Genomic DNA, 13,882 nt, shown 5'->3' on the forward strand with positions numbered 1-13,882 from the left:
AGAGCGAGTGAAACGTTATATTCTTCCAGAAAAAAGAAAACGGCCCAAAAGTAGGACCGTTCGAATTTCAAAAAATCGGTACACCATTAAGTCAAAACATGCTTAACTGAATGGTGTTAGCAATAAGCGGCTTTTTATATTTAACGGATATGTGGAAGGCTTACGCCCAACCTTCGTAGCGCTTACGACGCGACAGCACTATCGTTAAAATAATACCTAAAAACAGTCCTAAAAATGCAATAGCACCACCGTAAGTAAGTAGCTGGCGTTTCTCTTTTGAACTCGCTGCTTCTTTTTGAGTGCGCTCTTGCTCTAGCGTTGTTTTAAGTTTAGTGATTTGAGCTGATAACTGTAGGTTTTTATCAGTTAAAGTTTGGTTTTGCTCTTGCAGCTGCGGAAGCTCTACCTGAGCTTGGCGTAGCTTTTCTTGCATAGTGCTCATTTCACTGCTTAGTGTTTTGTACTGTTGGTGTAAGCCTGCCGTTTTAGATATAAACTTAGTTTCTATCCAACCTTCACGGTCTTTATCATCTTTAATTTTTATAAAGCCGTTTTCTTCATTTGATAACAAGGTTAACTTTGTTCCAGCATCTACAGAGCCGAGTAGTCGATAATTCTTACTCGCACCAGATCGCATAAAAGTATATAGATTATCGATAATATAAGCGGTGTTTGCATTAGTTGAACTTGCAGGTTGTGCTTCTTGTGCATAACTCATAAATGTGGCGGCTGTTAAAAGTAGCCCTAATAAACAATGTTTTAGCATTTATCTACCTTGTTGATCTAGCTGTGTCCGTTATGAACGTGGTTTTATTTCACATAAGTAGCTAGATAGTATGGATTATATAGCTCAATAGCAAGACTGATATTGTAACCCAGCTAAGGCTTAGGTATTAAAATAAGGCTAAAAAATTTGCATTGTTAAGGCGCTTTGTTTATTTTGAGCACTTATTTATTTTAAAGGTAATCCGCAAACCGAATGGATACTGAGATAGAACTGAAATTTTTGGTATCAGATGCCGTTATTCCACTGATCCCCTCATTAATTACTCAATTTGCAAAAACGGTGAAGAATAAACCGTCACGCAGTTTACAAAATGCATACTACGACACGCCAAGCCGAGAGCTTAGAGCGCTTGATATCGGGTTTAGAACGCGTTGTTCTGATAGCGAATGTGAGCAAACTATAAAGCTTGCCGGTGAAGTTGTAGGTGGCTTACACCAACGCCCTGAGTACAATTTACCAATTGAATCAAGTCGCCCTAATTTAATGGCGTTTGATGCTGATATTTGGCCTCATGGTATGCAAATAAGTGCGATTTCAAAAAACTTGTATCCAATTTTCAGTACTAACTTTATTCGTCGTACTTGGTTAATTGAAACCAAAAGCGGCGCTAAAATTGAAGTTGTACTCGATAAGGGTGAAATTGCGGCTTCGGGTAAAATTGAAATTATTAGTGAGCTTGAAATTGAGCTTGTTGAGGGCAGTCGTAATGAGTTGTTTGCGTTTGCAGATGTACTGGTTAGCCAGAACTGTATCCGTTTAGGTTTATATTCTAAGGCTGCTCGTGGTTATCGTCTTGCTGATGAAAAACCTTTAACGCCGAGTAAGTCTATTGGTTTTGTTCAATTACCAAAGTCGACGACTCAAGAACGCGCTTTAATTGAGGCCATGAACTTTGGCATTCGTTTTGTACAAAAGCACGAACAATGCTATTTCGATAAGCCAAGCTTAAAAACGCTTAAACGCGTAACAGACGGGATTAGTTTAATCCGTCATACTTTTTGGTTGTACGACGATATAGTATCCAAAGAAAGCACAGATCACTTACGTACAGAGCTTAAATGGTTATTAAGCGAATTAGCGTGGGTAGAAAACGCGATTCAATTAAAAACGTACACGTCTAAACGTCATGCTTTTTATAAAAAAATTAATGCAGCGCCAGCACTTACTCAAGTAATTGGTGATTTAAAAGAGTTACAGCCAAGTATTGACGATATAAATGCACTGTTTCATAGTGCGCGTTATAATCGTTTATTACTGTCGTTAACTACCTGGTTAATCGATAAGCAATGGCGTAAAGACTGGGGGCAAACAGAGCTTCAAGCAGCTGAGCAAAATGTGTCATCTATTGCCAATAGGCTTTTTAATAAAGACTGGAAAAATCTACACGAATTACTTCCAAAAGAGCAAACGCTCGATGTCGCTTCGTATTTAAACCTGCGCACTCAACTTGAAAATAGTTTACTGAGTGGTAACTGTTTAGGATCGTTATTTGATAAAGAAGAACGCCTAGAGTTTAGATTACCATGGCTTGATATTTCCCATGGTATTTATGAGTTAAGCACGCTTGAGTATTTAAAACAGTTATGCGCTGGGCAAGAAGATGAGCAGCTTGCTAAAATCCAATCATGGCTTGAGCAAAAGTCTGAATATTTGGTTAGTGCCATGGAGCAAAGCCGTTTGGCTTCATTGGACATAGAACCTTACTGGCAAAAATAAATGATGCACTTTTGTAATAAAATTCAGTTGCAAAAGTGCTTATTCGTTATTCTTTTATTAGTTAGTTTTAACACTTACGCAGAGCCAACATGGCATTTGTATAAAAACAAAAATGGCGTAAGTGTGTATTATCAAAGCCACAGTGATAATACCTTTGAAGTAAAAGCGCAGATGAGCGTGAAAGATGTATCTACCAATGAGTTTTTAGAGTTACTTAGCGATACCGATGCTGCACCCCAATGGCTCGAAAATGTATCTCAGGTAAAGATTATTAAGCACATAAGCCCATCAGAAAATTTAGTGTACAGTTATTTTAATTCTCCTTGGCCTGTTAGAGATAGAGATAGCATTACTCATTCTTGCTATTCACAGTTAACTGCAAATAAGAGCCAATTGCTTATTAATGCTCGCCCTAATGAGCTGCCCCAAAATGATAGTGTTATAAGAATTACTACTTTAAATGCACGCTGGCTACTCAGTGAGGACAAAGGCCGCCTTGATATTGAATACCAAATATATGCTTTGCCTGATGGGGCAATACCTACTTGGCTAAGCAATAAGGTTGGATTGAAAAGTACTTACAACACATTTATGAATTTGCACCATATGCTTACACATAAAAAATACACTCCAAAACTACCTGTAATCAAAGCCGGTCAGTGCTAAATATAGAATACATAATAATTTTATGGTGTGTTTAGTAGTCTTTAACTACGCTTAAGCAATAATGACACGCTATTAATTGGAGAATTGATGAAGTATTTAGTGGCTATATTATGTTTTATGCACAGTTCACTCTTATTTGCTCAAGAATATACCTTTGGTGTAGTGCCGCAATATGAGCCGCAAAAGTTAAACGCGATTTGGCAACCTTTGTTAGAGCAAGTAAGTAAGCAAACAGGGGTATCAATAAAGCTAATTACAGTTGAGTCCATTCCAGTATTTGAAAAAGCCTTTGCTAACGGCGAGTACGACTTTGCATATATGAACCCATGGCACAGTGTTATAGCATATGAGCAGCAGGGATATTTGCCACTAATAAAAGATGCAGGGCGAAAGCTGCAAGGTATTTTGGTAGTAAATAAAGACAGTGGTATCGATAATTTAAGTCAGCTTGAAGGCGCCGAAATAGCATTCCCTGCACCTAATGCATTAGGTGCATCATTATTAATGAGAGCCGACCTAGCATTGTTATACGGCTTGAGCATAAAGCCTATATATGTTCAAACTCACCCATCGGTATATTTAAATGTAGCACTGCGTTCAACAATGGCAGGTGGCGGCGTAATGGGCACATTTAAGCAACAGCCTGAAAGCTTACAAAGTAAGCTTAAAATTCTTTATAAAACACGTGAAATTAGTCGTCATCCAATTGTAGCCCACCCAAGGGTTGACCCTCCAATACAGTTAAAAGTACAACAAGCTATTTTAGACATTGGGCAAAGCCCAGAACATAAACATTTACTTGCAGGTATCCCGATTATTAAACCTAGTATTGCAACTTTAGCAGAGTATCAGCAGTTAACTCAGTGGGGCTTGCGCTCATTTTATGTTGAAAATTAGAGGGTTTCGTAGTTTAAGGGCACAAAGCTTTATTGTTGTATTGATATGTGGCTTGCTTATGGCTTGTCTTTTCATATTTTATGCACTGCCTGAGCAAGCTAGATGGGTGAACGATGACTTGTCGAAGGCTGCTCAGCGCTCTTTAGCTCAGCTATCAACGTCTATAACCACGCCCTTATTAACTAGGCAGTATGCAGAATTGTATGAAGAAATAGACAGTCAGCTACAAACTCGGCCTAATTGGAAAAGCATTAAAGTTGTTGATATTGATTCAAAAAACCAGCTCTACCCACTTGATAGTTGGGTTGGAGCAAATGAAAACGGCGATATGTTGTTATCTCAGCAAGTGATTTTTTTAGATAAACCGCTGGCTAATATTAGCTTGGTAGTTAACTTTACTAATGAAATAAACGAATCTTCAAAACTTCATTACACCCTAATATATATACAATTTATTATTTTAGTTATTGTTTTTATTGGCTTAGCTTGGCTGGTGGATTACAGGGTTACATCGCCTTTGAGGACGCTAAAACAGGGGTTTTCACGCTTAGCAAAAGGCGACTTTGATTGCCATATAGATAAACAGCAACAAAACGAAGTGGGCAGTGTAATAAGTGCATTTAATAACATGGTTGATGAGGTTGCTAATAACCATCAAAAATTGAATGTATTACGTATTCAAGCAGAGTCGGCAAGTAAAGCTAAATCAGACTTTATGGCCAGTATGAGCCACGAATTAAGAACCCCATTAAATGCAATTTTAGGCTTAGCCCAGCTGTATGGATATGATGAAAGTGCAAACAAAGTACAAAAAGAAAACGCGAAAAGCATTTATCAAGCCGGGGAACATCTATTATTACTTATAGACGATGTACTTGATTTAACGGCTATTGAGTCGGGTAATATGCAGTTTAGTTTTTCTTATGTGCCTATTAAAAGCGTATTAGAGGAGTCTGTAGAGCTCGTCACTGAGCTTATTAAAGGACAATCAATAACGTTGAAAACACAAGGGTTTGAGTCCTTAGAAGGACTAAGGGTTTATATTGACCAGCGCCGCTTTAAACAAGTGATGCTTAATTTGCTTTCAAATGCGATTAAATACAACAAACCAAACGGCAGTATTAATATTAATTGCCGGGTATTAAGTAATAAGCAGTGCGAAATAGATGTAATAGATACAGGATGTGGATTTGCTCCAGATGATATTTCTCGCTTATTTAAACCCTTTGACCGTTTAGGAGCTGAAACCAGTAAGGTAAATGGTACAGGTATTGGTTTAGTAATAACTAAGCAACTGGTAGAGCGGATGCAGGGTTCTTTAAATGCACAAAGTGAGCAGCACAAAGGCTCTTGTTTTACACTAAACTTTAACAGCTTCGATCAAGCGGACTTACCAGCACAAGTGCAAGCTCCTCAAATAACACAGCAAAGTTTAGATACAGTCACTCTTCCTACGCTTGAGGTTTTAGTGGCAGAAGATCAGGTTACAAATCAGCAAGTATTAAAACAGCAATTAACCATGCTTGGAGTGTGTTCTACTTTTGTAAGTAATGGGGAACAAGCCTGGGAAACTCTGCAAAATAAACACTTTGATATTTTACTAACCGACATTCAAATGCCTTTACTCGATGGGTTAGGGTTAGCTAAAAAAATACGCGAAAACACCCGTTTTGATGAACTTATCATAATTGCAATTACTGCCAACATTACCAAAAACAATATAGATAATTGTTATAGTTGCGGAATGAACGGCTTTTTAACCAAACCCATTGAGCTTGTTAAATTAAAGTCGTTATTGATGGAGCACTCGCAAACAATAGTTAATACATGCTCAGAAAAGCCAGATACTGAAAGTATAACTTCAGATAGTTTTGACCAACTCGATATTACGCTGTTAAAAGCAATGCTTGGCGATGACCCAACAGTCCACTGCATGGTATTTAATGCGTTTTTACAAACAGCAGGAGAGCAAATTAAATTGGCTAATGCGTATGCCAAGAGCAAAAACTATGTTGATTTAGCTTTTCAGGCACATGCATTAAAGTCGTCGTCAAAATCGGTAGGGGCTATTAAACTGGCTGATATATGTCAGCAGATTGAAACGCATGCAGAAAATGAATCTATTGATAACAATGAAATGCAAAGTCTCGAGACCTGCTTTAACGATGTTGTTACTCAGCTTAAAAGTTACTGCTTAAGATATGAAAAACGCACATAAAAAATGGCTCATAAAGAGCCATTTTATTTATCTTTTTATTTATCAATAATTTAATATTTAGCCGCTTGTCCTTCTTTAGGTAAAGCGTGCTCTATAAAGTTACGTAAATCATTGTTAGAGCTTTCTAAATCAGCATGGCGGAGGTACATCATGTGTCCACTTCTGTAGCCTTTAAAGCTCAAACGATCTTTCATCTTACCGCTTGGATCTAATTGCCATAACGTATATTTAGCGTCAAAGTAATTGGTTGCACCATCAAAGTATCCTGATTGAATCATCACGTTTAAGTAAGGATTTTGCGCCATTGCTAAGCGCAGGTTTTCGCCAGTGTTGTTACCGGTTCTATCCCACGGATGAACATTACCAAATAAGTTATATTTTATGTCTGTTTTATAGTTTAACTCTTCGCGTAAGTAGTGATTAATTGCAGGAGTGAAAGAGTGTAACCAAGAGGTAAGTTCAGCCCAGTAGTCAGGAGATTCACCTGCGCCGCGTTTATCTATTCCTAAATAACGAGAATCTAAGCGACCCACAGTTTGACCACGTTCACGTAGTAGCTCTTTCCAAAAAAATTGAGTTGGAATATCTAAGTTATTTTGCTCAACAAACTTTTCTGATAAGCCAGCGTAGTGTGCCATTTTTGTAATAATTCGACGTTTTTCTTCAGCATTAATAAAGCCACCCTTAGCAAGCGCTGGAATTAACTCGTTTACAGTAAACTCTTCAACTTCAGGTAATAACTCATCAAGATCTTTAGCTTGTAAGTCGGCTTTAAGTGCCTTGTGATACCAAGCAGTCGCTGCAAAGTAAGGTAGGCGGTTAGCGGCTTTAATCGGACCGTCGCGCTTTATGCCAATATCAGTAGGGGATACGAGTACAACACCGTTTATATACATCCACTGACTATTTTGAAGCTCATGAGCAAGGCCTGATACGCGTGTTGTACCGTAGCTTTCACCAATTAAAAACTTAGGTGAGCGCCAGCGCTCTGTTCTATTTACAAAGGTATTTAGCCACTCAGCAAGGTATTTAATATCGGCATTAACACCAAAAAACAGCTCTTTTTGTTTAGCTTTGGAAGGAAGTTCGCCTTTGTCGTTTTCAAGTACGCGAGAGTAGCCAGTATTTACAGGGTTTACGTAAACAATATCGGCAATATCAAGTACAGAGTATGGATTGTCTTTTACACCATAAGGTTGAATGGGATAGCCTTCGTCATCAATTTTTAATACGCGAGGGCCAGTATAGGCAAGGTGCATCCATACAGAGGCCGAACCAGGCCCGCCATTAAATGAAATAAGTAATGGGCGAGTTGTCCTATCGTCAACTTTGTCGCGGGTATAGTAGGTGTATTGCAATGTAGCAACCGCGTCTCCTTTATCATCCCATACAGGTTGTGTACCTGTGGCAACGGTGTAATTAAAGCGTTGACCGTTGATTTTAGCTTTATGTTGAGTAACAACTTTGCTGTCTACATCAATACGACGTTGGTTATCGGCAAGCGTGCTTGTACTAATTATTAATGCAATAACGGTTATCGGTAAACTGATAATACGACTAAGCTTCATTAGGTGTCCTTATTATTGTTGATACGCCATTAAAGACATTAATGAGTTAAATAACAAAAGTATTGAGACTAGTGGCCGATAATACTGGTTAAGTAAAATATAAATGCGCTTAGAGACGCGCATTTATCACTTTTATAGTTATTTTGAATTTGGTTTCTTTATTTAGTTAATTACAAAATTCAGGTATATTGCGGGCCTGCTTGTATTGATTTTATATACAAGCTATCACTAATAAAATCTAATGGATTACGCTTTCAAGCACATCAGTGCACTCTACACCGGATGTTTATAGACAAATGCTATTACCTTAATAGCGTTGTATTTATTGTTTTGTTACTAAATTAATTAAAGGTAAAGAGAAGCTTTATGCAAAGAGTATTAGTGGTTGAAGACAGTAAAGTAGTGCAGCAGGTACTTCGCCACTTAACTGCACAATACCTTGATGTAGCAATTGATTTTGCTTGGTCTTTAGCTGAATGCGCAACCTATGTAGAAAAGCACGATTATACGCTTGCGTTAGTTGATCTAACTCTACCCGATGCTCCGCACGGTGAAGTTGCAAAATATACTTTATCTAAAAAAATTCCTACGGTTGTTTTAACTTCAAAAATAGATGAATACAAGCGCCAACAAATGCTTGAATTAGGTGTTGTTGATTATGTTATTAAAGATAACCGTGATTCTTACCATTATGCCGTTAAGCTTGTTGCGCAATTACTCAGAAACCAAGGCTGTAAAGCACTAATAGCAGATGACTCCATGCTGAGTCGCTCGTTAATGAAGCAAATGCTTGAAAAGCAATTATTTGATGTAACAGATGCCCACGATGGACAACAGGCACTCGAAATATTAAAAGCTAATCCTGATATAAAGCTACTAATGACTGATTACGCTATGCCCTCTATGGATGGCTTTGAGCTGGTTAAAGCTGTGCGGAATTTTAGAGGCCGAGACGATTTAGCAATTATTGGTTTATCGGGCGCTGGGAAACATGGGCTATCAGCACGATTTATTAAATATGGTGCCAACGACTTTTTAACAAAGCCATTTATGAATGAGGAGTTTCATTGTCGTGTACTTCAAACAATGGAGCAGCTGTCGTTAATTTCAGATATTAAGGAAAGTGCACATAGGGATCATTTAACAGGGCTTCATAACCGACGCTATTTTTATCAATATGCAGAAAAGCTTCTTAAAGGTAAAAATCAGAAAAATACTCTTGCATTGCTTGATATCGATTTTTTCAAAAATATTAATGATACGTTCGGTCATGAAGGCGGCGATCAGGCTTTAAAACAGGTTGGCTCATTAATACGATCTACATTTTCAAAGTTTACGGTTGCACGGGTTGGCGGAGAAGAGTTTGCCATAATCTTACCTGAAATAGAGCTAGAACGCGGTCGCGAATACTTTGAAGCATTTAGAAAAAAGTTGGCTAGTTACGATTTTTCTATAAGCGATAAATCAATTAAAATTACCACGAGTATAGGCTTGGCTGACTTTCAAGACACCAGTTTAACGCAGGCAATGCGTATTGCTGACAAAGCATTATACGAAGCTAAAAACCAAGGCAGAAACTGCGTGGTATAAGCTCTATTATATAAAGCTAAGGGCGTAATAAAGGTATAAATATATTACACGCACCAATGTAGCTGACTTGTTAAATTAACGCACCTAATTGGTGCGTTTTTTTTGTTGTTGAGTTTGTGTTTTTTACTAACTTATTGTTTTTTAACATATAAAAATAGTGGCACAAAGGTTGGATTGTTTAATCCAACAGGATAACAATAAAGAGTCCGAGGGGGCCGCTATGAAAATGATTAGTGCAATCATAAAACCATTTAAATTAGATGACGTGCGTGAAGCACTCGCTGATTTAGGGATTGAGGGGATGACAGTAGTTGATGTTAAAGGGTTTGGACGTCAACGAGGTCATACTGAGCTATATCGTGGTGCAGAATACCAAGTAGATTTTATTCCTAAGATCAAACTTGAAATTGCAACGCGTACTGAAAACTGTCAACGCGTTGTTGAAGCAATCACTAAAATTGCATCAACGGGTAAAATTGGTGACGGTAAAATTTTCGTGTACGACTTAGATCAAATTGTTCGTATCCGTACTGGTGAACTTGACGAAGAAGCAATTTAAGGGGGTCTCATGGAAAATACAATAATAGAACTAAAATTTTCACTCGATACCTTCTATTTTTTAATATCAGGTATATTAGTAATGTGGATGGCAGCAGGTTTTGCCATGTTAGAAGCGGGTTTAGTTCGCTCTAAAAACACAGCTGAAATTTTAACTAAAAATGTCGCGCTGTATTCAATTGCATGTACGATGTTTTTATTAGTTGGCTACAACATTATGTATGTAGACAATGCCGAAGGTGGTTTTATTCCTTCAATAGGCGCTTTAATTGGCACACAAGCTGCTGATGCTGACCATTCTTTAGAATCTGACTTTTTCTTCCAAGTAGTATTTGTTGCAACGGCTATGTCGATTGTATCGGGTGCAGTTGCTGAGCGTATGAAGCTATGGGCTTTCCTTGGTTTTGCTGTAATACTAACTGGTTTTATTTACCCTATTGAAGGTTATTGGACATGGGGTGGTGGTTTCTTATCTGAAATGGGCTTTGTTGATTTTGCAGGTTCTGCAATTGTACATGGCGCAGGTGCAGCCGCAGCATTAGCAGGTGTATTAATCCTAGGTGCTCGTAAAGGTAAATATGGTAAGAACGGTGAAATATACCCAATTCCAGGTTCAAACTTACCACTTGCTACACTAGGCACATTTATTTTATGGATGGGTTGGTTTGGCTTTAACGGTGGGTCACAGTTACTACTTTCTGATAAAGAAAACGCAACTGCAGTAGGCCAAATATTACTTAACACCAATGCAGCAGCTGCAATGGGTGCTATTGCAGCACTGTTTGTATGTAAAGTACTTTGGGGTAAATCAGATTTAACCATGGTATTAAATGGTGCATTAGCTGGCTTAGTTGTTATAACAGCAGACCCACTTTCGCCTTCACCATTAATGGCATGTTTACTTGGTTTACTTGGTGGTGCACTTGTTATATTTAGCATCATAGCACTTGATAAAGTTAAGATTGATGATCCAGTGGGTGCTATCTCTGTTCACGGTTCGTGTGGCGCATTAGGTATTATGTTAGTACCACTAACCAACGGTGATGCAAGCTTTGTTAATCAGTTAATTGGTCTACTTTGTATTGTTGGCTTTGTTTTTATAACGTCATTCATTGTTTGGACTGTGCTAAACAAAACAATGGGCATACGAGTAACCGAAGAGGAAGAGCTAAACGGTATGGATCAACACGATTGTGGTATTGAAGCCTACCCAGAGTTTGTTTCTGTTCGAAACAGTTAATCGTTTTTAAATAATAGTGTGTTTACACAAAGCTCTACTTCGGTAGAGCTTTTTTTGTTTCAGGGGGGGTTAACTTTTCGGATGTTAGGCTATGCCCAATATGCTAAGCTCACTCTCGTGAATAACCCTTGGAATAAATTACACTTAAATGGCCGATAATAAAAAAACACCTACCAGCAAACCTGTCGCTAAACGTGCAAGTAAATCATCAGGCACAACAAAAAAAAGTACCTCAAAGGGTAGTAAAAAAGCAGTTAAAACCACTGTTAAACGCTCTTTTATGAGAAAAACATGGTCAGTGTTTTGGAAATTAAGCTTGGCTGTTTTTATTGCTATGGCAATGTATTTCATTTATTTGGATTCAAAAACAACACGTATATTTGAAGGCAATAAATGGCAGCTTCCAGCGCAAGTGTATGCTCGTTCTATGGCGTTTTATCCGGGGCAGTTTTTATCAAGCCAAGAGGTTGTATTTGAACTTGAGCGTTTAAATTATTCGTCTGTTAATAGATTGAGCCGAACAGGGCAGTTTGTTAAAACAGCAGATAGCATCAAGATTTACCGTCGTGATTTTGAATTTTATGATGGTCTTGAAAAATCACATATTATTGAACTTCGCTTTGCGGGGCAAAAAGTTGCGACTATTAAAGATAAGTTTGGCAGGCGCTTAAACTCTGCTCGCCTAGAGCCTGTGCAAATAGCGCGAATTGGTAACGACTCTAAACAAGATAGAGAATTTGTACCGCTAGATAAGTTTCCTGCAATGCTAAAAGATACCCTGCTGGTGGTTGAAGACCGTAATTTTTATGAGCATCATGGTGTATCAGTGTTTTCTATTTTACGCGCGCTTTATTCAAATATTAAAGCGGGGCGCACCGTTCAAGGTGGCAGTACACTTACTCAACAATTAGCAAAAAATATTTACCTAACGCGTGAGCGTTCTTTAGTACGAAAAATAAATGAGGCCTTTATTGCCCTTATTTTAGATTACCGTTATTCAAAAGATCAAATATTAGAAGCTTACTTAAATGAAGTATACCTAGGGCAGTCATACAACCAAGGTGTGCACGGCATGGGTCTTGCCTCTGAGTTTTATTTTTCAAAGCCGGTAGACGAGCTTGAGTACGACCAAATTGCGTTGTTGGTGGCTATGGTTAAAGGTCCATCTTATTACAACCCACGTCGTTATAAAGAGCGCACAATGGAGCGCCGAGACTTAGTGCTTCGTCTTATGGTTGAAAACAAGCTACTTAGTACAAAAGAGTATCGTGCATCACTTAATCGCCCAATTGATATTGCGCCTATGAAAGCGAGTTTACAAAAATCATACCCGGGCTATTTAGAGCTAGTAAACAGAGAGTTAAATAAGTTATTGCCTGACCAGCACACACTTGATGCCGGCGTAAGAGTATTTACTTATTTTGATTTGCAAAAGCAAACAGCGATGGAAGAGTCGATTGAAAAAAGCTTACCGTATTTAGAAAACCGCCCTAGAACCGAAAAACTAGAAGCGGCCATGATCTCTGTTAACGTAGAAAAGGGCGGTGTTTCTGCACTTGTTGCAGGGCGCGATGTTCGTTACTCAGGGTTTAATCGTGTTTTAGATACAAAGCGTAATATCGGCTCACTGGTAAAACCTGCCGTGTATTTAACTGCACTGCAATTACCGCATTATAATTTAGCTACTTTGCTTGATGACTCACCAGTACAGGTCACAAACGAGCAAGGTAAAGTGTGGCAACCAGAGAACTTTGATCATCAATATCGTGGTGCAATTCCTTTGTATAAAGCATTTAGTAACAGTATTAATATTCCTGCGGTTAATTTAGGTCTTGATGTAGGTGTTGATAAGGTAGTTAACACACTAAAAGGCTTAGGCGCCACTGAGGCGATAGACGAATACCCATCGTTGCTTTTAGGGGCTGTTGAAATGTCGAGTTTTGAAGTTGCTCAGCTTTATACAACAATTGCTGCAGATGGCGAATATAAAAAGCTTACTGCAATTTCGGCCTTAACCGACTCCGTTGGTAAAGTACTTTATAAGCATGAAGTAAATGCAGAGCCACGTTTTGACAAGTCAGCAATGTATATGACCAAATACGCGATGAAACGCGTAACGAAAGACGGTACAGCCAAACGCTTAAATTTACACTTTCCGTCAATCCAGCTCGCAGGTAAAACAGGGACTAGTAATGATTTACGTGATAGCTGGTTTGCAGGCTTTGATCAAAATACAGTGACGGTTGCGTGGCTTGGTCGAGATGACAACAAAAGCACGGGGTTAACAGGCAGCGTAGGCGCATTAGAAGCGTATATTCGTTACTTAAAGCCGCTTAATCCACAAGCAATAGCTGATACTCGTCCACCATCAATACGTTGGGCATTTGTAAATGAGCAAACGGGTAAGCAGGCACCACCAGGATGTGGCAAGGTGATTCAGCTACCACTTAGAGCGAGTGAGTTTGAGCCAAGACCACAGTGTATACGTTAATTTAAGATTACTTTAAACAACAAAGCCGCTTATTTAGCTAACACCGATCAGTTAAGGTATTTTTGATCGGTTGACCGATCTTTTGGTTGCTTCACAATACCCTTATCATCTTTTGATTATGAGGGTATTTTTATGCTTAGTCATTGGTTAC

10 protein-coding genes are annotated in these 13,882 nt (G+C 38.5%); 8 read left to right on the plus strand and 2 right to left on the minus strand.

The genetic code is table 11. The annotated features are described in order from the left end of the window. Positions 1–160: 160 nt before the first annotated feature. Positions 161–766 (minus strand): TIGR04211 family SH3 domain-containing protein, encoded by a 606-nt coding sequence (locus I6F49_RS19395; RefSeq protein ID WP_166420148.1) that lies wholly within the window; start codon positions 764–766, stop codon positions 161–163. A gap of 213 nt (positions 767–979) precedes the next feature. Between I6F49_RS19395 and I6F49_RS19400 the strand changes: the two genes are divergently transcribed. From I6F49_RS19400 to I6F49_RS19415, 4 genes are all read left to right on the plus strand, one after another. Continuing rightward, a complete protein-coding gene (locus I6F49_RS19400) occupies positions 980–2,503 on the plus strand; it encodes a CYTH and CHAD domain-containing protein (RefSeq protein WP_197181665.1) in 1,524 nt (507 codons plus the stop codon). Next, positions 2,504–3,169, plus strand: a complete 666-nt coding sequence (locus tag I6F49_RS19405) for an START domain-containing protein (RefSeq protein WP_197181666.1) — start codon at positions 2,504–2,506, stop codon at positions 3,167–3,169. It begins immediately after the preceding gene. Between the two features lie 87 nt (positions 3,170–3,256). Next, the gene (locus I6F49_RS19410; RefSeq protein ID WP_197181667.1) at positions 3,257–4,066 is read left to right on the plus strand and encodes a phosphate/phosphite/phosphonate ABC transporter substrate-binding protein; all 810 of its coding nucleotides are present in this window, start codon (positions 3,257–3,259) and stop codon (positions 4,064–4,066) included. After that, entirely contained in the window at positions 4,053–6,284 is a 2,232-nt protein-coding gene (locus I6F49_RS19415; protein WP_197181668.1) for an ATP-binding protein, read from the plus strand. The genes I6F49_RS19410 and I6F49_RS19415 overlap by 14 nt, the downstream gene beginning before the upstream one ends. 50 nt (positions 6,285–6,334) lie before the next feature. Here I6F49_RS19415 and I6F49_RS19420 read toward each other — a convergent pair whose 3' ends face one another. After that, positions 6,335–7,852 carry a S10 family peptidase gene (locus I6F49_RS19420; protein ID WP_197181669.1) on the minus strand — a complete coding sequence of 506 codons (1,518 nt, stop codon included), beginning with the start codon at positions 7,850–7,852 and terminating at the stop codon, positions 6,335–6,337. A gap of 366 nt (positions 7,853–8,218) precedes the next feature. Here I6F49_RS19420 and I6F49_RS19425 point away from each other — a divergent pair, with 366 nt between their 5' ends. The 4 genes from I6F49_RS19425 (at position 8,219) to mrcB (ending at position 13,731) form a co-directional block, all read left to right on the plus strand. Then, positions 8,219–9,442, plus strand: a complete 1,224-nt coding sequence (locus I6F49_RS19425) for a response regulator (RefSeq protein WP_197181670.1) — start codon at positions 8,219–8,221, stop codon at positions 9,440–9,442. A gap of 220 nt (positions 9,443–9,662) precedes the next feature. Continuing rightward, positions 9,663–10,001: a P-II family nitrogen regulator gene (locus tag I6F49_RS19430; protein WP_004587162.1), complete on the plus strand. Its 339-nt coding sequence runs from the start codon at positions 9,663–9,665 to the stop codon at positions 9,999–10,001. A 9-nt stretch (positions 10,002–10,010) separates the two neighbouring features. Continuing rightward, positions 10,011–11,240 (plus strand): ammonium transporter, encoded by a 1,230-nt coding sequence (locus I6F49_RS19435; RefSeq protein WP_197181671.1) that lies wholly within the window; start codon positions 10,011–10,013, stop codon positions 11,238–11,240. A 148-nt stretch (positions 11,241–11,388) separates the two neighbouring features. After that, on the plus strand, positions 11,389–13,731 hold the full coding sequence (gene mrcB, locus I6F49_RS19440; RefSeq protein ID WP_197181672.1) for a penicillin-binding protein 1B: 2,343 nt from the start codon (positions 11,389–11,391) through the stop codon (positions 13,729–13,731). The last annotated feature ends 151 nt before the right edge of the window (positions 13,732–13,882 follow it).

Origin of the sequence: Pseudoalteromonas sp. SWN166, assembly GCF_015864485.1 — a bacterium.
GTDB lineage: Bacteria > Pseudomonadota > Gammaproteobacteria > Enterobacterales > Alteromonadaceae > Pseudoalteromonas.

Bases quoted from the DNA above. Each gene is read 5' to 3' on its own strand.
- I6F49_RS19395 (WP_166420148.1), bottom strand. From the start codon at position 766: ATGCTAAAACATTGTTTATTAGGGCTACTTTTAACAGCCGCCACATTT.
- mrcB (WP_197181672.1), top strand. From the start codon at position 11,389: ATGGCCGATAATAAAAAAACACCTACCAGCAAACCTGTCGCTAAACGT.
- I6F49_RS19400 (WP_197181665.1), top strand. From the start codon at position 980: ATGGATACTGAGATAGAACTGAAATTTTTGGTATCAGATGCCGTTATT.
- I6F49_RS19435 (WP_197181671.1), top strand. From the start codon at position 10,011: ATGGAAAATACAATAATAGAACTAAAATTTTCACTCGATACCTTCTAT.
- I6F49_RS19425 (WP_197181670.1), top strand. From the start codon at position 8,219: ATGCAAAGAGTATTAGTGGTTGAAGACAGTAAAGTAGTGCAGCAGGTA.
- I6F49_RS19430 (WP_004587162.1), top strand. From the start codon at position 9,663: ATGAAAATGATTAGTGCAATCATAAAACCATTTAAATTAGATGACGTG.
- I6F49_RS19415 (WP_197181668.1), top strand. From the start codon at position 4,053: ATGTTGAAAATTAGAGGGTTTCGTAGTTTAAGGGCACAAAGCTTTATT.
- I6F49_RS19405 (WP_197181666.1), top strand. From the start codon at position 2,504: ATGATGCACTTTTGTAATAAAATTCAGTTGCAAAAGTGCTTATTCGTT.
- I6F49_RS19420 (WP_197181669.1), bottom strand. From the start codon at position 7,852: ATGAAGCTTAGTCGTATTATCAGTTTACCGATAACCGTTATTGCATTA.
- I6F49_RS19410 (WP_197181667.1), top strand. From the start codon at position 3,257: ATGAAGTATTTAGTGGCTATATTATGTTTTATGCACAGTTCACTCTTA.